Source organism: Lyngbya confervoides BDU141951 (assembly GCF_000817775.3).
GTDB lineage: Bacteria > Cyanobacteriota > Cyanobacteriia > Thermosynechococcales > Thermosynechococcaceae > Lyngbya > Lyngbya confervoides.
The window spans coordinates 100,850-123,291 of the sequence record NZ_JTHE03000044.1 but is presented as its reverse complement, the minus strand read 5'-3'; the positions used below and the strand labels follow the sequence as shown (position 1 = coordinate 123,291).

22 protein-coding genes and 1 pseudogene are annotated in these 22,442 nt (G+C 53.4%); 11 read left to right on the top strand and 12 right to left on the bottom strand.

Annotated elements, in window-relative coordinates; all coding sequences use genetic code 11:
* Positions 1 to 111: 111 nt before the first annotated feature.
* Positions 112 to 428: pseudogene (locus QQ91_RS07585) on the bottom strand (helix-turn-helix domain-containing protein); the annotation flags it as partial.
* Positions 429 to 500: 72 nt separating this feature from the next.
* A complete protein-coding gene (locus QQ91_RS07580; protein ID WP_166274604.1) occupies positions 501 to 1,079 on the bottom strand; it encodes a 5-formyltetrahydrofolate cyclo-ligase in 579 nt (192 codons plus the stop codon).
* 108 nt (positions 1,080 to 1,187) lie between these two features.
* On the opposite strand from QQ91_RS07580, the gene trmB reads away from it, so the two are divergent.
* Positions 1,188 to 1,844, top strand: coding sequence for a tRNA (guanosine(46)-N7)-methyltransferase TrmB (gene trmB, locus QQ91_RS07575; RefSeq protein ID WP_166274602.1), 657 nt, complete (start codon positions 1,188 to 1,190; stop codon positions 1,842 to 1,844).
* Here trmB and QQ91_RS07570 read toward each other — a convergent pair.
* From QQ91_RS07570 to ebsA, 4 genes are read right to left on the bottom strand one after another with little or no spacing between them, the layout of a single operon-like run.
* Complete coding sequence (locus QQ91_RS07570; RefSeq protein WP_236095860.1) at positions 1,820 to 2,344, bottom strand: peroxiredoxin; 525 nt, start codon at positions 2,342 to 2,344, stop codon at positions 1,820 to 1,822. The two genes, trmB and QQ91_RS07570, sit on opposite strands and share 25 nt — an antisense overlap.
* A 7-nt stretch (positions 2,345 to 2,351) precedes the next feature.
* The gene (locus QQ91_RS07565; protein ID WP_166274598.1) at positions 2,352 to 2,606 is read right to left on the bottom strand and encodes a TIGR02450 family Trp-rich protein; all 255 of its coding nucleotides are present in this window, start codon (positions 2,604 to 2,606) and stop codon (positions 2,352 to 2,354) included.
* Positions 2,607 to 2,651: 45 nt separating this feature from the next.
* The gene (locus QQ91_RS07560) at positions 2,652 to 3,746 is read right to left on the bottom strand and encodes a phosphotransacetylase family protein (RefSeq protein WP_166274596.1); all 1,095 of its coding nucleotides are present in this window, start codon (positions 3,744 to 3,746) and stop codon (positions 2,652 to 2,654) included.
* 22 nt (positions 3,747 to 3,768) lie between these two features.
* Positions 3,769 to 4,149: a type IV pilus biogenesis protein EbsA gene (gene ebsA, locus QQ91_RS07555; RefSeq protein ID WP_166274594.1), complete on the bottom strand. Its 381-nt coding sequence runs from the start codon at positions 4,147 to 4,149 to the stop codon at positions 3,769 to 3,771.
* Positions 4,150 to 4,247: 98 nt separating this feature from the next.
* Here ebsA and QQ91_RS07550 point away from each other — a divergent pair, with 98 nt between their 5' ends.
* The 3 genes from QQ91_RS07550 to QQ91_RS07540 all read left to right on the top strand — a co-directional run bounded on the left by QQ91_RS07550 (position 4,248) and on the right by QQ91_RS07540 (position 7,645).
* Positions 4,248 to 5,222, top strand: coding sequence for a radical SAM protein (locus QQ91_RS07550; RefSeq protein WP_166274592.1), 975 nt, complete (start codon positions 4,248 to 4,250; stop codon positions 5,220 to 5,222).
* Positions 5,215 to 6,579 carry a glycosyltransferase family 2 protein gene (locus QQ91_RS07545; RefSeq protein ID WP_250833286.1) on the top strand — a complete coding sequence of 455 codons (1,365 nt, stop codon included), beginning with the start codon at positions 5,215 to 5,217 and terminating at the stop codon, positions 6,577 to 6,579. The genes QQ91_RS07550 and QQ91_RS07545 overlap by 8 nt, the downstream gene beginning before the upstream one ends.
* A 139-nt stretch (positions 6,580 to 6,718) precedes the next feature.
* Entirely contained in the window at positions 6,719 to 7,645 is a 927-nt protein-coding gene (locus tag QQ91_RS07540) for a LysR family transcriptional regulator (protein WP_166274590.1), read from the top strand.
* 38 nt (positions 7,646 to 7,683) lie between these two features.
* Here the strand turns inward: QQ91_RS07540 and QQ91_RS07535 are convergent, their stop codons facing one another.
* Positions 7,684 to 7,869, bottom strand: a complete 186-nt coding sequence (locus tag QQ91_RS07535; RefSeq protein WP_201277044.1) for a hypothetical protein — start codon at positions 7,867 to 7,869, stop codon at positions 7,684 to 7,686.
* 17 nt (positions 7,870 to 7,886) lie between these two features.
* Positions 7,887 to 8,297 carry a zinc ribbon domain-containing protein gene (locus QQ91_RS07530; RefSeq protein WP_236095851.1) on the bottom strand — a complete coding sequence of 137 codons (411 nt, stop codon included), beginning with the start codon at positions 8,295 to 8,297 and terminating at the stop codon, positions 7,887 to 7,889.
* Positions 8,298 to 8,299: 2 nt separating this feature from the next.
* Here QQ91_RS07530 and tnpA point away from each other — a divergent pair, with 2 nt between their 5' ends.
* Together tnpA and speA are read left to right on the top strand one after the other, a co-directional pair.
* Positions 8,300 to 8,665, top strand: a complete 366-nt coding sequence (gene tnpA, locus QQ91_RS21820; protein WP_166274866.1) for an IS200/IS605 family transposase — start codon at positions 8,300 to 8,302, stop codon at positions 8,663 to 8,665.
* Positions 8,666 to 8,926: 261 nt separating this feature from the next.
* Entirely contained in the window at positions 8,927 to 10,945 is a 2,019-nt protein-coding gene (gene speA, locus QQ91_RS07525) for a biosynthetic arginine decarboxylase (protein WP_166274588.1), read from the top strand.
* Between the two features lie 67 nt (positions 10,946 to 11,012).
* Here speA and QQ91_RS07520 read toward each other — a convergent pair whose 3' ends face one another.
* A complete protein-coding gene (locus QQ91_RS07520; RefSeq protein WP_166274586.1) occupies positions 11,013 to 12,713 on the bottom strand; it encodes a serine/threonine protein kinase in 1,701 nt (566 codons plus the stop codon).
* Positions 12,714 to 13,243: 530 nt separating this feature from the next.
* On the opposite strand from QQ91_RS07520, the gene QQ91_RS07515 reads away from it, so the two are divergent.
* The gene (locus QQ91_RS07515; protein WP_166274584.1) at positions 13,244 to 13,621 is read left to right on the top strand and encodes a PadR family transcriptional regulator; all 378 of its coding nucleotides are present in this window, start codon (positions 13,244 to 13,246) and stop codon (positions 13,619 to 13,621) included.
* Between the two features lie 128 nt (positions 13,622 to 13,749).
* Here the strand turns inward: QQ91_RS07515 and QQ91_RS07510 are convergent, their stop codons facing one another.
* Positions 13,750 to 14,151: a universal stress protein gene (locus QQ91_RS07510; RefSeq protein ID WP_166274582.1), complete on the bottom strand. Its 402-nt coding sequence runs from the start codon at positions 14,149 to 14,151 to the stop codon at positions 13,750 to 13,752.
* Positions 14,152 to 14,231: 80 nt separating this feature from the next.
* On the opposite strand from QQ91_RS07510, the gene QQ91_RS07505 reads away from it, so the two are divergent.
* Positions 14,232 to 15,437, top strand: a complete 1,206-nt coding sequence (locus tag QQ91_RS07505; RefSeq protein ID WP_166274580.1) for a phosphoglycerate kinase — start codon at positions 14,232 to 14,234, stop codon at positions 15,435 to 15,437.
* 160 nt (positions 15,438 to 15,597) lie between these two features.
* On the opposite strand, the gene QQ91_RS07500 is transcribed toward QQ91_RS07505, so the two are convergent.
* Positions 15,598 to 16,539 carry an FTR1 family iron permease gene (locus QQ91_RS07500; protein WP_166274864.1) on the bottom strand — a complete coding sequence of 314 codons (942 nt, stop codon included), beginning with the start codon at positions 16,537 to 16,539 and terminating at the stop codon, positions 15,598 to 15,600.
* A 121-nt stretch (positions 16,540 to 16,660) separates the two neighbouring features.
* Here QQ91_RS07500 and QQ91_RS07495 point away from each other — a divergent pair, with 121 nt between their 5' ends.
* The 3 genes from QQ91_RS07495 to psb32 all read left to right on the top strand — a co-directional run bounded on the left by QQ91_RS07495 (position 16,661) and on the right by psb32 (position 19,306).
* A complete protein-coding gene (locus QQ91_RS07495) occupies positions 16,661 to 17,680 on the top strand; it encodes a permease (protein ID WP_166274578.1) in 1,020 nt (339 codons plus the stop codon).
* A 34-nt stretch (positions 17,681 to 17,714) separates the two neighbouring features.
* Positions 17,715 to 18,470 carry a TIGR03943 family putative permease subunit gene (locus QQ91_RS07490; RefSeq protein ID WP_201277043.1) on the top strand — a complete coding sequence of 252 codons (756 nt, stop codon included), beginning with the start codon at positions 17,715 to 17,717 and terminating at the stop codon, positions 18,468 to 18,470.
* Positions 18,471 to 18,592: 122 nt separating this feature from the next.
* A complete protein-coding gene (gene psb32 / locus QQ91_RS07485) occupies positions 18,593 to 19,306 on the top strand; it encodes a photosystem II repair protein Psb32 (protein ID WP_166274576.1) in 714 nt (237 codons plus the stop codon).
* Between the two features lie 148 nt (positions 19,307 to 19,454).
* Here psb32 and ppc read toward each other — a convergent pair whose 3' ends face one another.
* The gene (ppc, locus tag QQ91_RS07480; RefSeq protein ID WP_166274574.1) at positions 19,455 to 22,406 is read right to left on the bottom strand and encodes a phosphoenolpyruvate carboxylase; all 2,952 of its coding nucleotides are present in this window, start codon (positions 22,404 to 22,406) and stop codon (positions 19,455 to 19,457) included.
* Positions 22,407 to 22,442: the final 36 nt, after the last annotated feature.

Below are 22,442 nucleotides of genomic sequence, written 5' to 3'. Positions count from 1 at the left end.
TTCAGGTTGAACTTTCAGGTACAGAGAGAGATTCCTGGGGTCGCCCCAAAGATGTCCTGCTTCAACAGGTGACCGATAGACTGAGGAACCCCAGTCCCCGCCTCATCTCCTCCACGCGCCATCGAGCTTCCTGAGAACTTGCTGAAGCACCTGAGCATTCACGCTCTTGAGCCCAGGGAAGTTAGCCTTGGCCACAGTCAAGCTTTTGGCCTGAACGTGGTAATCAGGGAAGGGCGCATCCGCTGGCAAGATAAACGCTTGCTGAATCGAACAAGCATTCACAGGGGTGACTTGCGAGAATTTAGCCAGTCTTTGCGCTCCCGCAGCGCAAAGTTCCAGATATTGCGGCACCCATCCAGAATGTGCTCAATCTCTGAAACCGGCTCGGCAGTTGGCTCTAATTTGAATTCCCAGGTCATGTTTAGCATGCCTACGCTATATAACAAAACTGTGTAGATTTCTCCCTGTGGTCGCGCTCCGCTACACCCCCAGCCAAGCTTTCAGTGATGGCTGGTGTACTGCGAAAGATTTCGATAGATCCCAGACTCGGTGCAAATGCCGTCGAGGGGCTGATCCCACGGGTCAACAGGCAGGGTATTGACCACACAGGCATCAAAGCCGATGCCAATGGCGGGAGCTAATTTCTGGGTCAAAAATCGGTCGTAATAACCGCCTCCATAGCCGAGACGATACCCACGGCGATCGCAGGCGACTAGGGGCACAAGAATGAGATCCGGTCGGCCAGCTAGGGGCCAGTCGCTCCCCGGTTCCTCAAGGCCCCACCGATTGATGACAAAGGCGGGATTCGTCCCCTGCGGAGAGTGGTGCCACCGGATCTGCTGTCCGTCGCAGCGCGGAAATCCCCATTCCTGAGGCCGTTGTATCAATAAAGCATCGAGCGAGGGTTCTCGACGAAAGCTCCGGTAGGCATACACCCATCGCGCTGAGCGAAAGATCGGCCATTGACTTAAATGCTGGCAAATTTGCGCACTTTTATGCTGCCATACTGTCTCCGGCATGGCCTGACGCTGCTGCAGGTATTGTTGCCGCAGCTGCTTTTTGAGGGCTGCTTGGGACATAGAGCAAGGTTCCAGAGTTTGCTAGGTTAGATGTAATCCTCCCCCAACAATTCTGGATCAGGGGAAGTCTTCGTTGAGAGCCCAGATCCTCTAGCCCAGCCAATCAAAATGACCCTTGTACGAGTTCGTCAACACGTCAATCCTCTCAGCCAACGCTATCAAGTGGCCACTCCAGCCCCAGCATGGGATCGGGTTTTTCAGCATCCTCTCCAGCCCCTCCATGTGGACATCGGCTGCGCCAAGGGCCATTTTCTTCTGGCTATGGCGCAGCAGAACCCGACCTGGAATTATTTAGGGATGGAAATTCGCCAGCCCTTAGTGGATCAAGCCAATTTGAAATGTCAACAGCTGGGTTTAACTAACCTGCATTTCTTATTTTGTAATGTCAATACTTCCCTGGCATCAATCTTGGCGCCAGGCGCCATTGCCGGTGCCACCGTGCAATTTCCCGACCCCTGGTTTAAACGCCGCCATCAAAAGCGGCGAGTGGTCCAGCCCCAGTTTCTAGACCAGCTTTCCAGATGTCTGCAAGGGGATGGCTTTTTATTTGTCCAGTCTGATGTGCTGGCGGTTGCCCAAGAGATGGTGGAGCGAATTGATGCCCATCCACACTTCACGCGCCGCGCCGACAGCCAATCCTGGTTACCCACCAATCCCTTTCAGGTAATGACGGAACGGGAACGGGTAACCTTGGACCAGGGAAAGCCCGTGTATCGCTGTTGGTTTGATCACCAGGGATCTCAGGAGATGTCTGACAGAAGCTGATCCAGGGCTTCTAGCACCTCTTGACTGTGAACGGCCGGTTGAACCTTGACAAAGCGATCGCGAATCTTCCCTTGGGGATCAATGAGGAAAGTATGTCGTAACGACTGGTTGCCCAGCCAGGATCCGTAGGCTCGGCTGACGGTGCCCTCTTCATCGGCGAGCAGGGGGAAGGTGAGTTGTTCGCTATCACAAAATTCCGCATGGACATCGGCAGAATCAGCACTGACGCCAAGGATTTGAGCGTTTCGGGCTCTGTAGCTTTCCAGGTCTTTCTGAAATCGCTGGGCTTCCAGGGTGCAGCCGGGGGTAAAGTCCTGAGGATAAAAGTAGAGCACCACCCATTGACCTAAATAGTCCGAGAGCGCAAGGGTGCCCTCTCCAGTTTGGGCTGGGAGGCTAAAGCCAGGCGCAGGCTGATTCAGTGCTGGCAGTGCGCCCCCAAGGGCCCAAGCTGACGGTCCTGGCAGCCAGCAGCACAACACCAAGACCAGGGAGATCATCAAGGATTTAAGAGGGGCCGTCATGAGGATTTACGTTCATCTGGTTAAGGGGTTGCCAACCAGCTTGCCACAGTTGACGATCCTTTAGGGAGGACGCATTCACCCAAAATCGCACAGAGTCATCGCAGGCCGCCACAAGCTCGGCAAAGACTAGTTTGCCTTGCTGTTTACGATTGACCACTTGAAAGTGTCTCCAGCCAAAGGTTCGCTGCTTTGCAGTCCATTTTGACCCCACCAGGTGGGGAAACTTTTTCGAGGCCATATCACTTCGGGCAACCCTGAAAACGCTTGAGAATGCCCACCCTCCTCATCCCCTCGATTCCTGGGCTGACTGGTTCAGCAGATCAACTAATCGGGGCAGGTTGACTCCATCCTGCACCGTAGTGCGAATGCAATCCACCTTCACTGTTTCATAGAAGCGAGCATGGCGAAATGAGTTTTCAATGATATCCACGGTGCTGAGGGTGTCAAGGGACACCGACAGTACCGGAACTTCCAGGTTTTCAGCTCGGCCAATCATAATCTCATTGGGGAGAACATGTCCGGTCAGAATCAGACAGTGGGTCGCAGCCTCCAGAGCTGCCAGCTGAATATCGGTTCGCGCTCCCCCGGTGACCACAGCCATGTTGTTGCCTTTGCGAAAATATTTCAGGGCTGAGTTTGCATTCATGGCCCCAATGCTCAGCTGCCCCACCATCAGATTGAGTCGATTTGGACAGCAAATCACCTCAGCTTTCAAGGCGCGGACCAGTTCTGCAACACTCACGCTTCGCAGCAGATCTCGATGGGGCAGCACCCCCAGTACCGGGATACCCTGGGACTCTAGAAAAGGAGCCATGGTCTGCTGTACCAGGTCCGCTTGGGCCAAAGGAACATCATTGATAACCACTCCCAGGAGACGAGGTCCCAGACGACTGCGGGCCGAGAGAATGGTATCGACGACCTCCAGGGCATGGAACCGCACCACCAACAAGACCGGGGTTTTTATGGCCTCGGCAATCTGATAAAGAGACATCCCAAATAATCGCCCCTCATCAAAGGTTGCAGGCCCTTCAAACAGCCCGATATCAGCTGATTGTGGCAGTTGATATCGGGCCTTTAAGCCTTGGACATAGTCTATCTTGTCCTGCTGAAGCACCCGGGCACTAATTGAGGCATCATCTAGACTCACGATGGGGGAATAGGCTGCCTCGGGCGACAGTTCAAGACAATGCTGTAGCAGGCGGATATCTTCATCGGATTCCTGGTGATCCCCAGATCCGGTCGAGGTCACCACAGGTTTCCCCACCACAAGATTTAAACCTTGCTGCTTGAGCAGTTGGGCCAAACCCAGCAGCACGGTTGATTTCCCACTAAAGGCTTCGACTGCACCAATCAGAAGTGACTTTGCTGCGTCTGGCACCCCAAACTCCTTGCGGCTAATCCTATTCGTCAAGCTTTAACAGCTTACGATAAAAACCTTTGGGAAAATCAGCAACCCTGGTGCGCCGAAACTGGGTCAGCAGTTCAATGAGGAAGCCAATATACTCAAAATTGGTCAGGGTCATCTCATAGGTGAGATCGGAGTCATTCTCAAATTTCACCCGGCAGCGCGTTAAATCGGCGGGCAGCAGCGAGATATTCCAGGTCGCCAGAAACGGGATATCTTCACCATCTTCGATGCGTCTGGCCCCTTCAAGATTTCCCTGCTGATACAGCGCAATCCCCAGTGGCAGCATCGTCCGTTGCGCATCCTGATAATAGGGAAGGTAGACGTTGACTTCGCGCTGATGGACAGGCTTGAGATCATCTAGGATTGAGGACATACAGAAATGGGATCCAAACTGGGGTTAACTCAAGGTCAGTGTTTTTTATGGTATACGTGAGGGATGATCTGCAGGTTCAATCATAGAAAACGGTAGCCATGGCTCCTCTCGTTGCAAATTACTATCTGACGTATCGGTGTAATGCAAGATGTCATTTTTGTGACATTTGGACCCTTGAACCTGGACAAGAAGCGAGTTTTGAGGCGATCGCCCGCAACCTCCGCGACTTGAAGCGCTTGGGGGTCAGGTATGTCGACTTTACGGGGGGTGAACCTCTGCTGCGAGCAGATGTGCAGGCCATTTTCCAGGAGGCGAAATCCCTTGGCTTTATGACCAGCATGACCACGAACACCATCCTCTATCCGAAGAAAGCTCGGTCCATGCAAGGCCTGGTCGACTTTTTAAATTTTTCCCTCGATGGTCCCGATTCTGACACCCATGACCAATCTCGAGGCGTAAAAATTTTTGATACCCTAGTCGAATCGGTGCAGCTAGCCCTGTCCCTGGGGGAATATCCGGTTCTAAATCATACGGTGACCGCCCAAAATTATCATCAGCTTGGGGAGGTGGCGGCCCTGGGAGAAGAGCTGAACGTGCGGGTTTGGCTAAACCCTGCCTTCACGGCCCACGGTCAGTACAACGACAAAAAAAATCCGACCCCAGCCATGGTGGAGGCGATTGAAAGCAGTGCCAGGACGTTTCGCAACCTAGGGTACAACAAGGCCGCCCTAGAGTTCATTAAGGATGGGGGCAATCACACTCACGCACCGCGTTGTAAAGCAGTGGATGCGGTCATCGCCATTTCGCCCAATGATGAGCTGCTGCTCCCTTGCTATCACTTTGCTCAGCAGGGCGTCCCCATTCAGGGACGACTGTATGAGCTATACCGTGAGTCTGAGGTAGTGGAATCCTATCGCCAAAGTCAGGGTACCCTATCGGTATGTGAAGGATGTACCGTATGGTGCTACCTCATTCCCAGCTTCTTTAAGGGGTTTGATAAATACTGGCTCCTCAATCAGGTCTCCTATGCGGGTGAATTCCTAGCACGGAAGCGATTCTTACAACGTGTCTAAATTGGTCGCCAATCGAAATCACGCCTCCGGTGGGTTGGAGGACAACTTTGAACTTGACTTCGACTACCCCGCTACGGGCAGCCGCCGTCGCCGTGCTGCCACGGTGGTGGCTGCCGTGTGGCTGAGTACCTGGATTTTGCATGGAGTGTCCTGGGGAATTTGGGCCGGGTTTGGTCTGGCGGCGGTCTTTGGTTTACATACGGTGCGGTTGCTCTTCGCCCCTGCGCCGGAGGCGCCGCCCCCGCTGTCAGAGGATACCCCGGCCATGGGATATCCGTTGATTTCTCTGGTTGTGGCGGCCAAAAATGAAGAGTCCGTCATTACTTCGCTGGTTAGAAATTTAGATGCCTTAGATTATCCCAGCGATCGCCTGGAGTTGTGGGTGGTTGATGACAATAGCGAGGATCGGACGCTATCGATGCTCAAAGCCTTGAGCTCTGCCTATCCCCAGCTGCACGTTCACTCACGGCCCCTGGGTGCCCAAGGGGGCAAGTCAGGGGCCCTCAATGATGTGTTGCCCCTCACACGGGGAGAACTGCTGGGCGTGTTTGACGCCGATGCGCAGATCCCGGCCACCCTGCTAAGGGCCGTCGTGCCCCTGTTTAATCGATCCGCTGTGGGGGCGGTGCAAGTGAGAAAATCCATTACCAACGCAGATTGTAATGTTCTCACCCAGGGACAGCAGGCGGAAATGGTCCTTGATGCCTTTATGCAGCAACAGAGAATTGCCACAGGCGGTCTGGGCGAACTGCGGGGAAATGGGCAGTTTGTGCGACGTCAGGCCCTCATGGCCTGTGGAGGCTGGAACGAGCTGACGATTACCGATGACCTGGATCTGACGTTTCGACTGCATCTCAATCGCTGGGATATCGATCTTTTACAGGTTCCCGCTGTGCAGGAGGAGGGGGTAACCCGTCCCCTAGCCCTGTGGCATCAGCGCAACCGCTGGGCAGAAGGGGGATATCAACGCTATTTGGACTATTGGCCTATGCTGGCCCGCAATGAGCTAGGTCGAGCTAAGACCTTTGATATGCTCATGTTTTATCTGACCCAGTACCTCCTTCCCACCGCAGCCATTCCCGATATGATTCTGTCCTGGAGCCGCAATCAGCTCCCCCTGCTAATGCCGGTCACGAGCTTAGCGATCGCGCTGTCCTTCTTTGGTACCTGGGTGGGGCTGCAACAAACCTACGAACGCGAACGCCGTGAGGCCCGTCGCTTTTCTCTGATCGCTCAATCGCTCCAGGCTACGGTTTATCTATGCCACTGGTTTGTGGTCGTGTCCAGCGTGACTCTCCGGATGGCGGTTCGCCCTAAGCGCTTAAAGTGGGTCAAAACCCAGCGGGTCGGCGCCTAGGCTGGATGGCAAGGCCTAGAGGATCCCTCCCCATCGATCCTGAGACCTTGACGAGAACTGAGATTGAAAAAAATAAGCATGTTAGACTTTAGCTTTGATTATTATCTATGCTTACACCCAGTAAGCCTGAGGATGCGGCGTGAAGCAAGTTACCTTTCACCAGCTAAAAGTTTTTGAAGTCACCGCCCGGCGAGGCAGCTTTACCCGCGCAGCAGAGGAGCTGTTCTTGACGCAGCCGACGGTGTCCATCCAAATGAAGCAGCTTTCCAAGGCCGTGGGGCTTCCCCTGTTTGAACAGGTGGGGAAGCGTTTATTTTTGACGGATGCGGGGCAGCAGCTCTTGGACACCTGCCAGGATATTTTCCAACGCTTGGAGCAGTTTGAGATGACCGTTGCGGATATGCAGGGCATGAAGCAGGGAAAACTGCGCCTGGCGGTCATTTCAACGGCAAAATACATTATTCCCAGGCTGCTGGGTCCCTTTTGTCAGCGCTACCCCGGCATCGACGTCTCCCTAACCGTAACCAATCATGAAAAAGTTGTGGAGCGCCTTCGACACAACCTGGACGATCTTTACATTCCCAGCCAGATCCCAGAGGGGCTGGACGTAACCTGTCGAACCTTTTTAGAAAACCCTCTGGTGGTTTTAGCATCGCGTAACCATCCCCTTGCCAAGATAAAGCAGGTGCGGCTTGAACAGCTCAATGGCCAAGATTTTATTATGCGAGAGGTCGGATCCGGCACCCGACAAGCGGTGGAAAAACTATTGGAGGAGCACGGAATTGAGATTCGCGTACGTCTGGAGTTGGGCAGCAATGAGGCCATCAAGCAAGCGGTAGCCGGGGGGTTAGGGGTTTCTGTGCTGTCCCATCACTGCTTGGCCCTGGAGGGTGAAACCGGTCAGATCGTGGTCCTCAATGTTGAGCAGTTCCCCATTCGTCGCCACTGGAATTTGGTGTATCCCAGGGGGAAGCAGCTGTCTATCGTTGCCAATACGTTCTATGAATATCTGTTGACAGAGGGACGGCAGGTTCTGCAAGATACCGCGGTATGCGCGCCCTCCTAGGTGAGGATTTATCCCTGGATGCCCTAAGGGATTGTGCCCTAGCGGATTCCGGTGCCGCAGGCAATGACCTCAATGGCTACCAGTCCTGATCGGCTGGCCGTTTGGCCGATGCGGGAGGTTTCCAGACGGACATTGAGAATTTGAGTGGCCCCCAGGCGATGGCCTCTGCCTGCATGCGTAGGATGGCCTCTCGCCGTCCCCGCTCTAGACGTGACTCTTGACATCCTCTCCCTCTGACCTTTCAGTTACAGAGAGAGATTCCTGGGGTCGCCCCAAAGATGTCCTGCTTCAGTGCCAGTTGACTAGAATGCATGACTGAACTCCCCGTCACCCCGACTCCACAGGCATTTTCTATTCCCCGTTGCCCACGGGTACAAACCACTTGAGCCGCAGCCATGTCTCTTGGCTTGATTGACCCACATTCAAGACAGTGAGAGATTCTGACACTCAAGTCTTGTTTGACTGCGGCACCCCAATCAGGACAGTCCTGACTCGTCCCTCTTGGGTCAACCTTGCCGTAATACACCTCTCGCTTGAAGCACACCCCAGGCAGGATTTGATGGGTGAACTGCCCCCATCCTGCATCTAGCGGATGCTGACCCAGCATTCCTTTGGCCATAATCCGGAAGTCCAGGTCTTCCCCGAAAATCATCCCTGCACCGTCGCAGAGGGGATGCGCCAGCCCGACATCAATCCCGACCGGAAGCCAGAGTCCTCGTAAAGAATCAGTGCATCCTGTTAAACTGCGGCGGGGAGCCCGACCACATCCACTTGTTAATAGACCTACATCCTTCGGTTGCCCCTTCGGTTGTGCTAGGTCATACCAAAAGTGCAGTGAGTCGCGTTCTCAGAAAAGAGTTTGAGTCAGAGCTAAGGCCGCATTTTAAGAACTGGAATAAAGGTCTATGGGGCGACCAAAGCTTTTATACCTCAACAGGTGGCGCACCCATAGAAGTCCTTGAGCAATATATCCAGAACCCCTCACGAGGCAGCGGAACGATCAAAGGTCGGAAGGCTTAGAGGCGGCACGCCTTCCCGATACCCCGACTTATAGAAGTTAGAAGTTCGGGGATTGTCGCGGTAGTGGTCACTATGAAACAAGAATCGGGCCGGGTGGGATTTGCTTAGAATTTTTCTAGATTGCGGCTCCGTCCTGCAGGAATCTGCCTGGATTGGCTGCGACTGTTGCTGGCCTTGAGATCAGCCCACTCTGGCTCCAGGTCAGCGCTTACGCTACACTGACGGGGACTGTCTGTTTGCCTCCGCTTTTTTCGCCCCACGATGACTCAGCCCCCTGTCAAGATCCTGCAACAGCCCCCTGATCACCCCTCGGTTACCGATTGCCAGAACCTAAAAGACTCAGAGGATCCTACCTCCACGCTTGCGCCTAGTTCCGAGGCAGGATCTCATCCCGGCTGGAGCGTGGAAGACAGTGAAAAACTCTATCGCATCAAGGGGTGGGGAGAGCCTTACTTTTCGGTCAACGAAGTCGGCCACGTGATGGTGGCCCCCCAGGGCGATCGCGGTGGGTCGCTGGATTTGTATGATCTGGTGGAGGCCCTCCAGGAGCGAGACATTGCCCTCCCCTTGCTCATTCGCTTTTCCGATATTTTGAAAGACCGCATCGAACGGCTCAACGCCAGCTTTGCCAAGGCCATCGCCCGCTACAACTACGCCGGTACCTACCGGGGCGTGTTTCCCATCAAGTGTAACCAGCAGCGTCATTTAGTGGAGGACTTGGTGCGTTTCGGGGCGCCCTATCAGTTTGGTCTTGAGGCAGGCTCTAAGCCAGAACTTCTAATTGCCATTGCAACCCTTGAGCCCAAGGACTCCCTGCTCATCTGCAATGGATACAAGGACCATGCCTATATTGAAACGGCCATTCTGGCCCAGCGCCTTGGCCATAACACGATCATCGTCCTGGAGCAGGTAGATGAGGTGGATCGAGTCATTGAGGTGAGCCGCCGCTTGGGGCTTGAACCCAGGGTTGGCATTCGCGCCAAGCTAAATGCTAAAGGAATTGGTCGCTGGGGGACTAGCGCTGGGGATCGGGCCAAATTTGGCTTGACCATCTCCGAGATTTTAGAGGCTGTGGAAAAGCTGACGGCGGCTCACCTGCTAGAGTCTTTGAAGCTGCTGCATTTTCACATCGGCTCCCAAATCTCTTCCATTAGCGTCATCAAGGATGCCCTACGCGAAGCCGGCCAAATCTACGTCTCCCTGGCCCGCCTGGGTGCACCCATGGGCTATTTAGACGTTGGCGGCGGCCTAGGGGTCGATTACGACGGGTCCAAGAGCACGTTTCACGCCTCGAAAAACTACAACATGCAAAATTATGCCAATGATGTAGTGGCCGCTGTCAAAGATGCCTGCGATGAGGCGGACATCGCCGTGCCAACTCTGGTGAGCGAAAGCGGTCGGGCGATCGCGTCCCATCAGTCTGTACTCATTTTTGATATTTTAGGCAGCAGCGATGTTACGGTGGCGCCTCCGAGTCCTCCCTCCCCGGACGAACCCTTAGTAATTCGCAACCTATACGAAACCTTTCAAAACATTCAGGCCAATCATCTCCAGGAAGTTTATAACGACGCCATTCAGTTCAAAGACGAGTCCCTCATTCTCTTTAGCTTTGGCAAGCTCAGCCTGACGGAGCGCGCCAAAGCTGAGCGGCTTTTCTGGGCCTGCTGCCACAAGATTCTCACGCTTCTGGAAACCGAGGCTGATATTCCTGACGAGCTGGCCGCCCTGGAAGATCACCTGGCTTCAATTTATTATGCCAATCTATCTGTATTTCAGTCAGCTCCCGACACTTGGGCCATTAAACAGCTCTTTCCCATCATGCCGATTCATCGGCTGCAGGAACAGCCTAAGCAAAAGGTAACCCTAGCCGACCTCACCTGTGACAGCGACGGCAAAATCGACCAGTTCATTAACGCTAAGAACGTCAAGCGCGTTTTAGAACTGCATCAACTCCAACCCAATTGCCCCTACTATCTCGGCATGTTTTTAAATGGAGCCTACCAGGAAATTATGGGGAATCTGCACAATCTCTTTGGAGATACCAATACCGTGCACATTCGCCTGATGCCCAACGGATACCAGATTGAACAGGTGGTCCGCGGAGACACCATGCAAGAGGTACTGGGTTATGTTCAGTACGACGCGGACGATCTGCTGGAAAATCTTCGCCGTCAATCGGAACAGGCCTTGCGTCACCAGCGCATCACCCTAGAAGAGTCCAAGCGGCTTTTAAAAAACTATGAGCAATCCCTGAGAAGCTATACATACTTGGCCCCCTAGCCCCTTCATCGTTGGGGAAGCTGTTCCCAGCGCATTCCAGGGAGCGATCGCGCGCTTAATCAAAATCTTAATCAAAAAATTTCAGGGGAGTGGCTGCATTTAACTTCATCAAAATTTTCGGCTTTTCCTGTTCATAGGCTCGCTTTAAATAGTCCTTGCTCAGCTGTGCAGCCCCGCGATCTGGGATTTGCTGAGCATGGCGCACCCAGCGCGGAAAATTTTGACATTGCTCTGGAGAAATGGCGTTGGTACGGACGTTGGCAGGTTCCTCAGGATGCTCTAGGGCAAAATAAATCAGCGGGTAATATCCCGTCTTAGCCAGGAGCATAGCCGTTCGCTGTCCTTGAGTCGTTTTCAGATTGAGATAGCAAGGGAGCCATCGAGCCCCCAGGGTAGAGTCGTAAATTGTCGTGATCCAGAGGACCATGGGATGAGGTTCTGGCATGAACAAAAAGTGATTGTAGCGAGCACTGAGCAGTCGCCGTTCAATTTCTTCACTCTCTAACATGACCCAGAGGGCCGCAGCCTGCTGATGTTCGGTGGTAATCACCCCTGGGAATACAATTTGAGCCTGGGGTTTGTCCGCAGGCCAGGAAACGGTCCACCCGGCATCCTCAATGGCCAAAAAGCGCCGCTGCACATCGGGAAGACGAGGCCGGGTGTTTTTTTTATCTCCACTGGTACTGAGATTAAGTTTGAATTGATCGGGAGGAGTGGAGGCCTTTGAGTCCTCTCGGATAGGGGATAGGGACTCTTCTGACTCTTGGAGGGTTTCATGACTGGCCTGGGCAACTTCGTCCGCTTCGGAGGAAGGGGGAGCCTTTGGCGCAGCGCTGGCTGGATCTGCTGAGGGGAGAGGAGAGGGACGCTCCGCCTGACGAATTTCTTCGAGTCGATCAATAATGACCTGCATCGACTGGGGACGGTTGTCCCGACTCTTTTCCAAGCAGCTCATCACCAGATCCTCGAGAGCCCTGGGGATTTCAACATGGGGATTTGCCGCAGCTAAGCGCTTGGGTGGCAGCCTTCTATGCGCTTGATACCAGCTTCCAATGGAATGGGTTTCAGGCTCAATGGGCATCTGATTGGTCAGCACCTCAAACATGGTAACCCCGAGGCTGTAAATATCAGAGCGGCCATCTAAATCCTTCCCCTCAATTTGCTCGGGAGAACAATAGGCCAGGGTTCCCATGAATGAGCGACTCTGGCTCGATTCCACCTGATCGGTCAAAAATTTAGCAATGCCGAAGTCCAGCACCTTCCCCAACTCTCCCAAGCTGGGGTCTTGAATCACAAATACGTTGCTTGGTTTGATGTCCCGGTGCACGATACTGGCTCGCTGTCCATTGCGAACAATGCCTGCATGGGCGCATTTGAGGCCTTCACAGATGTGGCGCATCAATACCAGAAAGCGATCAATGGTCAGGGGGACTGGTTGAATGATGTCGCTGAGATTCTGCCCCTCCATATATTCCATGACGTAGAAGGGCACAGAATTACTGTGAACCCCGTAGTCCAATACCCTAACAATATGGATACTTCGCTGACCCAACTGAGCACCCGTTTGCGCCTCTGAGGCAAACCGCTCCTTCATCTTGGCGTTCAGCAAGGTCTGGGCCAAAAACTTAACCGCGACAATGACCCCCCCTAGCAGCTGATCCTCGGCGCTATAGACTCGTCCCATCGCGCCTTGGCCAATGAGCTGGGTCAAACGGTAGCGATTAACCAGGGTTTGTCCAATGTAAGGATCCGTTTTTTCACTCGCCATTGGTATTTGCTCTCTTCGGCTTCCGGTGTAACGTTCTCTCCTCCGGCCCCCGTTCCTTAATCCGTTCCTGGGTAAGGCGACGGGATCCCAAACGGTGGCCGGAAAGCTGGCCCATGAACATAGCTTAGTGTGACCCAAGATCCTCAGGAGATAACACCCATCCAATATGTCAGGCGAGATCGGAGGATCTGTGGAGGATCTATTTAAGTATATATACGGGCAAAACCTGGCAACTCCAACCGTTCTTCTATCTTCTGCCCTGGGATAGAGAGTGAATTTTTTCCAAACCTTCTATTATGTTCTTGTCGACTAATATTTATATCTGACACCGAAGGGGCACTTGTTCGGGAAAATACTTAAAAGGTCATTAATGACATCAGGGTTTAAGCTTTTTTCTCAAAGCTGCTCCACTGCAGGAGATCTAAGTCTGTACTTTTTGACTTTCCCTCTCCAACGCTTCGGCCTTCAATGGGAGAGAGGCATTCTTTTCACTCACATCAGCGTTAAGTTCTAAGTTCAAGCTTTTGATTATGAATTTCCAAGATATTCATCAGTATTTCAGTGACCCCCCCCCTATCTACATAAGTAAGGAAGTCGCGGTTTGCTACATTCTTTCAGTGCTTTTAAATGAGGGCAATTCCTACGGGACCGCACTGATTCAGTCCGTGGGAACCTATAACCCCCAGTACCGGCTCTCGGATACGGTGCTTTACAGCGCGCTCAATTTCCTGGAGGAGGAAAACGTAATTCAGGGCTATTGGCAAAAAGTTGAAGGGCGAGGGCGTCCGCGTCGAATGTATCAGATTTTGCCCGATAAACTAGAGCAGGCAAGCAGTTTGTCCCGGTTGTGGTCTCAGTATGTGGGGCAGTCCTTACCTCGACCACTGGAGAGCGTCAAGTCCAGTTGATGCACGAGTGAAACCAGGGAATGTTCCTCTGCTGCAGGCCAGAGACCACCGCGATGCCTTATTCCTAAGGTCAAAGAAAGAGTGAGACTCCAGGAGTCTCACTTTTTTTATCGGTTTGTTAGTCGTTTTTAGGGAATGACGAGTACAGGGCAGGGCGCAAGGTTGATGACGCGTGTGCTGACGCTCTTTTCGCCGTGATCTTCGGAAAGGCCCACGCCACGGCATCCCATGATAATTAAATCCACCGCCAGCTCATCTGCTACGTCGCAAATGCAAAAGGCTGGCTTGCCGTGTCGATGGATAGTTTCAATTTCTAAATCCCATTTGGCAAAGATTTCGCTAGCTGAGGCTAGAAGCTGCTCAGCGATCGCCTCGGGGACGGCGTTCTCGTTTGCTGAATCCTCGGCGGACTTAGAAACCGTCATCACCACTAGACGCCCCTGGCAGAATTTCACCAATTCCGCGACCTTGTCAGCAACGTCTTGAGATGTACGGGAATGATCGATGGGGAATAACACTGTCTTGAACATAGAAAACAGCTCTGGGGGGCTGGACTCCGGTAAAATATGGACGACTCGGGAACCGTGTTTTGATAAAAGGAGTTGTTGTTTTGTCTAAGAAAACTGTAGCAAATTTGTCCGCATCAGACCTAAACGGCAAGCGAGTATTAGTTCGTGCAGACTTTAATGTTCCCCTTGATGGCGATTTAAATATTACGGACGACACTCGAATTCGAGCGGCACTTCCCACCATTCAAGCCTTAACGGGGAAAGGGGCCAAGGTGATTCTTTGCTCACACTTTGGTCGTCCTAAGGGAGAAGTTAAGGAGGAGATGCGTCTGACTCCTGTGGCCCAGCGACTTTCTGAATTGCTAGGTCAACCTGTCATTAAATGTGACGACTGCATTGGCGATGAGGTGTCTGCTAAGGTGGGCCAGATGCAGCCCGGACAGGTTGCACTGCTAGAAAATGTACGATTTTACGCCGAGGAAGAAAAAAACGATCCGGCCTTTGCTCAAAAGCTGGCCTCCATCGCGGATCTCTACGTCAATGATGCCTTTGGAACGGCGCATCGGGCCCATGCCTCCACGGAAGGGGTGACTCGATACCTGCGCCCCTCGGTGGCTGGTTTTTTGATCGACAAAGAACTGAAGTATCTCCAAAACGCGGTAGAAAACCCCGATCGTCCCCTCGCTGCCATTGTGGGGGGGTCTAAGGTCTCTAGCAAAATTGGCGTGATCGAAACCCTTCTCGATAGGGTGGATAAGCTGCTCATTGGCGGCGGCATGATTTTTACCTTCTATAAGGCCCGTGGCTTGAACGTGGGCAAGTCGCTGGTTGAAGAGGACAAGCTGGAATTGGCCAAGAGCTTGGAGGTAAAAGCTAAGGAGAAGGGAGTGGATCTGCTGCTGCCTACGGATGTGGTGGTTGCCGATAACTTTGCCCCCGATGCAAATGCGCAAACCGTGAGCATTGAAAATATTCCTGACGGCTGGATGGGCTTAGACATTGGTCCAGATTCAGTCAAGGTGTTTCAAGAAGCGCTCTCGTCCTGTAAGACCGTGATTTGGAATGGACCCATGGGGGTCTTTGAGTTTGATAAGTTTGCGGTGGGCACAGAGGCGATCGCCCGGAGTCTAGCCGATCTCACGGGGAAAGGTGCCTGCACCATCATTGGCGGGGGTGATTCCGTGGCGGCGGTGGAAAAAGTTGGCGTTGCCAATCAAATGAGCCACATCTCCACTGGCGGCGGTGCTAGCCTGGAACTGCTCGAGGGCAAAGTTTTACCAGGTATTGCCGCCCTGGATGAGGCGTAAGGGTAAAAACTTATCCCAGATTGCAGCACCGGTCAGAATCTCTTCGATGGATTCAAGGCCCCACCGCCTTTGAGAGCCTGAGGGAAATTTTATTTTTTGGCAAAATATTTCTGTGTCCGGGAATCCTTAGGGTGTTGATAAGCCACACTTGCCCCTGGCATTAGGCCAGGGGTTTTTCTGTCGTTGTGCTGGCTTTGGCAGAGGCGGGGGGTAAGCTTCTGGAGTAGGCCCAGATTAGGGAGACCAAAAACACCAGATAGGCACAGCCCTGGATCAGGAAAATGTGGTCCCGATAGCCCAAAAGGGCTTTGAGAAAAACTCCTGGAAAGGCTTGGTCTGAGAGAATTTGATGACTATCCCACACCAACGGGCCAAGCATGCAGGATTGCTGGGGACCAGGCGAAAATAGGCACAGGGTGATGGCCCCGTGGGTCAATGCTTCAAGGCGCAGGACAACGGTATCTAGGCCCTTGCCAGCAGATAGAACCAGCCCCGAAATAATTAAAATTAAGCAGCCTCCCATGACCTGGAAAAACAGCCTGAGATTGAGATTCAGGCCCAGGGCGAACAGCATCCAGCCCAGAAGGATAGCCCCGCATCCACCTGCCATGGCACCCATCACTCCTGGCCAGCCCGATTGCAGCTGAGATATCAGAAAAACCACCGTTTCAAAGCCTTCACGGGCTACAGCAATGAAAACCAGGCCTAAAAGCCCCCATCCGGCCCGGTCTCCCTGGGCCAAAAGGGTCTGAACATTCCCCTGGAGGTTTCCCTTGAGAGATCGGGCCTGCTGGGTCATCCACACCAGCATCCAGCTTAACAGGGCGATCGCCGTGAGAGTAAAGCCCAGAAGCAGACTCGGCTCTAACAGTTGAGCCAGGGGGCGATCGCTCTGGGCCAGCCCCAGGAACACCGCTCGAAATCCCAGTCCCAGTAAAAGACTGCTTAAAATTCCAAGGCCAACCCCAGCAAACACCCAGCGCCTCAGGGCTGACTGCTGGGTTTGCTGGAGCAAAGACAACACAATGCCCACCACGAGCGCGGCTTCTAATCCCTCGCGCAACGTGATCATAAAGGTGGGAACAGCCGCGCTCCAATTCATCACGAGTTTCGCTCCTGTAACTTGTGTTACCGCCTATGATAGTGAAGTTCTACAAATTTCATGGGTTATTTGCAGTTCCTGCTTGTGGTTTTGTAGGGCTGTTCCCAGCAATGTCAACATAATGGAAACATTTCGCAGCAGCTTAACGCTGTTCTTAGGCCTACTCGTTGAAGCGATTCCTTTTTTGATCCTTGGGGTACTGGTCTCCGGGTTATTGCTTTTCTTCGTGGATGAGCAAAAACTGATTAACCTCTTGCCCCAGCATCCCTTTCTGGGTGCCCTAGCAGGGAGCTTGATTGGATTTTTGTTTCCGGTCTGTGAATGTGGTAACGTTCCCGTGGCTCGGCGACTCCTCAGTAAGGGGGTTTCCACTCCAGTGGCCATCGGCTTTTTGTTAGCCGCTCCCACCATTAACCCGGTAGTGGTTTGGGCCACCTGGACCGCGTTTCGAGATCAGCCAGAGATTGTGGTGCTGCGCATGGTTTTTTCTCTGGTCATTGCCACCTTGATTGGCTGGATCTTCAGCGTCCAGAGCGATCTCAAGCCTTTCCTACAACCGGCAATTGCGATGATGGTGCCCGAGGCTAGATCCACGTCGGATCAAGCGGTAGAGCGACCCACCCTATTGCAGTCGGGATCTTTCTTGCTAGACCAGCCGGGCAAGCCGGTACGCCTAGATGCCAATAATTTTCAGTCGGTTCTGAATCCACCCCAGTCCAAGCCCCAAGGAGTTATGAATCGGCTGCAGTTGCTGCTGGATAATACGCTCCAGGAACTGCGGGAACTCGGGGGGGTGCTCGTGCTGGGAAGCCTGATTGCCACCGTCATTCAGGTGGCGGTCCCTCGAGAAATTATTTTAGGCTTAGGTCAGGGTCCCATTAGCTCCGTCGTCGCGATGATGACCCTGGGCGGCGTCATTTCGATTTGCTCCACCGTAGATTCCTTCTTCGCCCTTTCCTTTGCCTCCACCTTCACCACCGGGGCTATTCTGGCCTTTCTCGTCTTTGGTCCCATGTTTGATCTCAAAAGTATGGGCCTGATGCTCACGGTCTTCAAAGCGCGAGCTGTAGCCTATATCTTTGGATTAGTCATGCTATTGACGCTCTTTTTTACCCTGGTGATTAATCTCTGGGTGAGCTAGCACTCCGTACCTGTTGTTCCTTCTAAATTCTGTGATGAAATCTCTGCGAACTCTCTTTCGACAGCAGTGGCCAGACTGGTTGGATACGATCGCCTTTACGGCCTGGGGGATTTTGTTTCTGCGCTATTGGATCTCGGGAAGGCTGGGGCTGTTAATCCATCCTAATTATTTTGGCCTGAGCATTGCCGCTGGGGTGGTGTTGTTAGGGATTGCCGGGCTCAATAGCTGGCGGCTGCTGCGGGGCAAGCCGGGCCCCACGGTGCGCCATATCACCCTATTCCCCCCCCGAATGATGGCCATTGTCTTGATTGTTTCCGCGCTTGTGGGTTTGGGCATCACCCCTCGCCCCTTTGCTAGTGAAACGGCCATTCAGCGAGGCTTGCAGGACGCTAGCATTGTGACGCGGGTTAAGCCCCAATCCTTCAGTGCCGGCAAGCCGCCCCAGGACCGGTCCCTGATTGACTGGATCCGTACCGTGGATGTTTATCCAGAACCGGAGGCCTATCAGGGGCAGCCTGTGAATATTGAAGGCTTTGCGGTGCATCCAGAGAACTTGCAAGATCAATACCTGACCCTAACGCGCTTTGTGATTACCTGCTGTGCTGCGGATGTGTATCCCATTGGACTACCGGTTAAGCTCTCTGAGAGTCGTCAACGCTATCCCCAGGATCAGTGGTTCCGCGTTCAGGGCAAGATGCAAACCGAAATGCTTAATAATCAGCGATCGCTGGTGGTTCAGGCGCAGAATATCACCCCCATTCCAGAACCTAAAAACCCCTACGAATATTAGGGATTGTGTCTTTGCTCCCGGGATCGTGCCCCGGTGTCTTCCCGAGGATCCCGCTAGTTTTTCTGGTCAGAACTTGAGAACATGAAAAGAACAAGTCTGTAGGATTTGATTTAGGAAATTGCATGAATAGACCACCACTCAACGGGCATCCGTGGATTCGCTCCCTGCAATCCGGCTGTTTGGCAATGGCCCTGGTGTTGATCACCCTGGTGTCCTGGGGGCAGGAGGCGCTGGCCACCGGAGTGTACGAAATTCCCCCGGTGACCTCTGGCCAAGCCCCCTGGGTCATTGATCAAGGGGAGGTTCTCAGCCGTTCCACCCAAGGGTCCCTCAACCGCAAGCTGGAAAATCTCGCCCAGTCAACGGGGATTGAGACTCGCTTTGTGACCATTCGCTGGCTGGACTACGGAGTCACCATTGACGAATTTGCTCACAAGCTGTTCGATCAGTGGTATCCCACCGAGGCAGATAAATCCCAGCAGGCCGTCATGGTGCTCGATACTAAAACCAACACCATCGCCCTGGTTGCCGCGGAGGATGTGACACCGGCCCTCCCCGAGGCCACCGCCCAGAGCATTGCCCAAGAAACGGCCTTAATTCCCATTCGCAAGGGGAGCTATAACCAGGGCCTATTGGATGCTGGCGATCGCCTGGGTGCCGTGCTGTCGGGAGAGCCCGATCCCGGTCCTCCGGTGATTGAAGTGGCTGAGGTGGAAAGCACGTTCAAATCCGCTGAAGAAACTGACACCAAAAGTGCCACCCTAATTGTGGTGGTATTGCTGATTTTGGCCACGGTGATTCCCATGGTGACCTACTACTGGTATCAAGGACAGTAGTGATCCTGGGAGAAGGAAGCAACCCTGCCGAGCAAACATGAGGCTCCAGGAGGGGGCGAAGGGACCCAAGCTTTTTCGCGGAGGGGCTGACATCCTCTGGTCCCCTCGCCTCTGGTCTCCTCGCCTCTGCCCCTTCGCCCTTAGCGCATCAGCCGGTATTTCTCATGCCAGCCGCAATGCCGTTAATGGTCAGGAGTGCTCCACGCAGGAGTTCACTTTTACTATAGCCAGAGTGAATCAGCTCACTGGCTTCCATCTGCTGCTGGTGCTGACGTAACCGCTTCAGCAGCGACACCTGGAGAAAACCGAGGGGAACAATGCTGCCACTGCGCAGGGTCACGGACCGCTGCAGATCGCGATCGTCATCGAGGAGACGCTCATGTTCCGTGATGCGCAGCACCATTTCTTGAGTGAGTTCATATTCCTGGCGGATCTGCTCAAAGAGTCGCTCAAAGCGATCTCGATCAGCCTCTGGCGAAAGCTCCTGAACGTAGTGATGGGAAATCTGTAAATCAGCCTTGGCCAGGGTCATTTCCACCTTGGCAATCACCATCTTAAAAAAGGGCCAACGGCGGTAGAGAAACTGGAGTAGAGAGAGATGCTCCTCTGTGTGCTCCTCTAGATAGGCCTTCAGGGCTGTCCCCACCCCATACCAGGCGGGAAGCAAAAAGCGGCTTTGGGTCCAGCTAAAGACCCAGGGAATCGCCCGCAAACCGTCCAGGGTGGTTTTGTCCCCCTTGCGACGGGTGGGACGGGAGGTAATCTGGAGCTTGCCAATTTCGGCAATGGGAGTGACCTCATTGTAAAAATCAATAAAGTCTGGCTGCTCATAGATGAGGGCGCGGTACTGACGCCGCGATCGCTGGGAGAGATCCTCCATCACCTCATGCCAGGCCTCAATGTTATCCATGGTGGATCGCAGCAAACTGGCCTGGATCACAGCGGTGGTAATTGTTTCCAGGTTATATGAGGCCAAGTCAGGCAAAGAATATTTAGAGGCCACCACCTCTCCCTGCTCCGTAATCTTAATGCGGCCATTGACCGTGTCCCCCGGCTGGGCCAGAATGGCCTCATAGGCAGGGCCACCGCCTCGACCGACCGACCCGCCCCGACCGTGGAAAATCCGCAGCGAGATATTGTATTGCTCAGCCACCGACTGCAGCGCCTGCTGGGCCTTGTAAATTTCCCAATTGCTGCTGAGAAATCCGGAATCTTTATTGCTATCGGAATAACCCAGCATCACCTCCTGGAGAGCTTGCACAGGCGGAAATTGGCTTGCCGAAGAAGCTTGACAATCATCCCGCTCTTGCCACACCACCTGCAGGTAGTCTCGATACATCTCCAACTCAAACAGCCCCTGCATCACCTCCGGTGCCCGCTTGAGATCCTCAACGGTTTCAAAGAGCGGAACCACATGCAGCTTCCCGCGCCCGGTGGCCGGATCGTACAGTCCAGCTTCCTTGGCAAACAGCAAGACCTCTAGCAAGTCGCTGGCGTGGTGACTCATGCTGATAATGTACGTGCTGCAAATTTCGGGGCCAAACTCCTCATGGAGGCGACGGACCACCCGAAAGGTTTCAATCAGTTCGCAGGTCTTCGGGCTAAAGGGCAGCTCCGCGGGGATCAAGGGCCGCTTTGTCTTAAGCTCAGCCAGGAGCCAGGCCGTTTTGTCGGCTTCGCTCAGGCCATTGTAGGCCTCTGGCAGCAAATCTAAATGTTGGATGATTTCGTGAAGGGCATCGGAGTGGCAGGAACTCTCCTGGCGAATGTCCAGTTGGGCAAGATTAAATCCAAAAACAGAAACCTGACAGATGAGCCGATCTAGCAGGCGACATTCCAGCTTGTTTTCCTTGAGGGCGGACTGAATAATTCGCAAATCCTCCAAGAGTCCCTCACGGGAAAGATACAAATTCACCTTGTCAAAGCTATCTTTCTGGGTCTGATCCAGGGCCGTGGTGAGCTGTTGATTGCGATCGCGGGTGTTTTGGAGGCGTTGAAGAATATAGGAGAGCTTTAATCGATAGGGTTCCTGGCGGTAGCGAATGGCCAGAACCTCGTATAGTTCCGGCATCCGCTGCTGGTCAACCTCAAGGGAATCGAGTAGCCCCATGGGAACTTCACCCCAGTGCATAGAGAGGCTCAAAAGACGGATTAACTGCTCAATGGAGTCAATGTATTTCTCGAGTACGAGGTTGCGCTGATAGCAGGCTGTCTTCCAGGTAATCTCTGGCGTGACGGAAGGATTACCATCACGGTCTGACCCCACCCAAGATCCAAATTTGCAAAAGTCAAACCGGGGCGGACGCAAATGGGGGAAGCTTTGCTGCAAGCATTGACGAAACCGCAGGTGCAGATCGGGAATAGTTTCAAACAGAACCGCCTTAAAGTAGTGCAGGCTATATTCCACCTCATCCATAACCGTAGGATTGAGCTGGTGCAGTTCGTCGGTGTGCCACCAGAAGCGAATTTCCTCCGTTAGATGGGACCGTAGCGATTCAAATTCCAAAAGGGACTGATTGGAGGGGGTAATTTGCGGATCAAACTGATCGAGCGCATCCAGAATCCCGGCAATCCGTCGCTGGCGATCGCGAATGGTCTGGCGCACAATTTCCGTAGGGTGTGCGGTAAACACCAGCTTGATATCGAGGGCGTCAATGAGTTCTTGAATATGGCGCGGCGGCACATTGAGCTGTTTGAGGGTGGGAAACAGCACCCCGAGCGTGCTCTGATTAAAAGCCTCTTCGCCCTCCTCCAGGCTCCCGTGGGTGCGCACTAAGCTTGTCTTTTGTTCGTAGTGCTGCTCTACGATATTGATGAGCTGAAAATAAAGCGCAAAGGCGCGGGTAGCCCGAATTGAATCCTCAAAGTTTAAGCCCTCAACCACTTTGATCACATCCCGTTTGGGAATCGAAGCCACCTTCCCCTCGGCGGAACACATCTCTCGGAGCTGACGCAGCAGATCCACCAGCTGCTGACCACATTCTTGCAGCAGCACCTCATCCAGGAGTTCTTCAATATCCACAAGGCGGTGCTGGAACAAAACAACCGCGAGAGATAAGGGCTGTGATTGAGAGGGGGAGAGAGTCAGGGTCGAGTGCATAGAAAGACCAGGCAGAGACAAGATCATTCTATGGGG

What these genes read in the sequence shown, in the direction of transcription:
- QQ91_RS07580 (WP_166274604.1), bottom strand. Translation starts at nt 1,079, where the DNA reads ATGTCCCAAGCAGCCCTCAAAAAGCAGCTGCGGCAACAATACCTGCAG.
- trmB (WP_166274602.1), top strand. Translation starts at nt 1,188, where the DNA reads ATGACCCTTGTACGAGTTCGTCAACACGTCAATCCTCTCAGCCAACGC.
- QQ91_RS07570 (WP_236095860.1), bottom strand. Translation starts at nt 2,344, where the DNA reads ATGATCTCCCTGGTCTTGGTGTTGTGCTGCTGGCTGCCAGGACCGTCA.
- QQ91_RS07565 (WP_166274598.1), bottom strand. Translation starts at nt 2,606, where the DNA reads ATGGCCTCGAAAAAGTTTCCCCACCTGGTGGGGTCAAAATGGACTGCA.
- ebsA (WP_166274594.1), bottom strand. Translation starts at nt 4,149, where the DNA reads ATGTCCTCAATCCTAGATGATCTCAAGCCTGTCCATCAGCGCGAAGTC.
- QQ91_RS07550 (WP_166274592.1), top strand. Translation starts at nt 4,248, where the DNA reads ATGGCTCCTCTCGTTGCAAATTACTATCTGACGTATCGGTGTAATGCA.
- QQ91_RS07535 (WP_201277044.1), bottom strand. Translation starts at nt 7,869, where the DNA reads ATGTCAAGAGTCACGTCTAGAGCGGGGACGGCGAGAGGCCATCCTACG.
- QQ91_RS07530 (WP_236095851.1), bottom strand. Translation starts at nt 8,297, where the DNA reads ATGATTTTCGGGGAAGACCTGGACTTCCGGATTATGGCCAAAGGAATG.
- speA (WP_166274588.1), top strand. Translation starts at nt 8,927, where the DNA reads ATGACTCAGCCCCCTGTCAAGATCCTGCAACAGCCCCCTGATCACCCC.
- QQ91_RS07520 (WP_166274586.1), bottom strand. Translation starts at nt 12,713, where the DNA reads ATGGCGAGTGAAAAAACGGATCCTTACATTGGACAAACCCTGGTTAAT.
- QQ91_RS07515 (WP_166274584.1), top strand. Translation starts at nt 13,244, where the DNA reads ATGAATTTCCAAGATATTCATCAGTATTTCAGTGACCCCCCCCCTATC.
- QQ91_RS07510 (WP_166274582.1), bottom strand. Translation starts at nt 14,151, where the DNA reads ATGTTCAAGACAGTGTTATTCCCCATCGATCATTCCCGTACATCTCAA.
- QQ91_RS07500 (WP_166274864.1), bottom strand. Translation starts at nt 16,539, where the DNA reads ATGAATTGGAGCGCGGCTGTTCCCACCTTTATGATCACGTTGCGCGAG.
- QQ91_RS07495 (WP_166274578.1), top strand. Translation starts at nt 16,661, where the DNA reads ATGGAAACATTTCGCAGCAGCTTAACGCTGTTCTTAGGCCTACTCGTT.
- QQ91_RS07490 (WP_201277043.1), top strand. Translation starts at nt 17,715, where the DNA reads ATGAAATCTCTGCGAACTCTCTTTCGACAGCAGTGGCCAGACTGGTTG.
- psb32 (WP_166274576.1), top strand. Translation starts at nt 18,593, where the DNA reads ATGAATAGACCACCACTCAACGGGCATCCGTGGATTCGCTCCCTGCAA.
- ppc (WP_166274574.1), bottom strand. Translation starts at nt 22,406, where the DNA reads ATGCACTCGACCCTGACTCTCTCCCCCTCTCAATCACAGCCCTTATCT.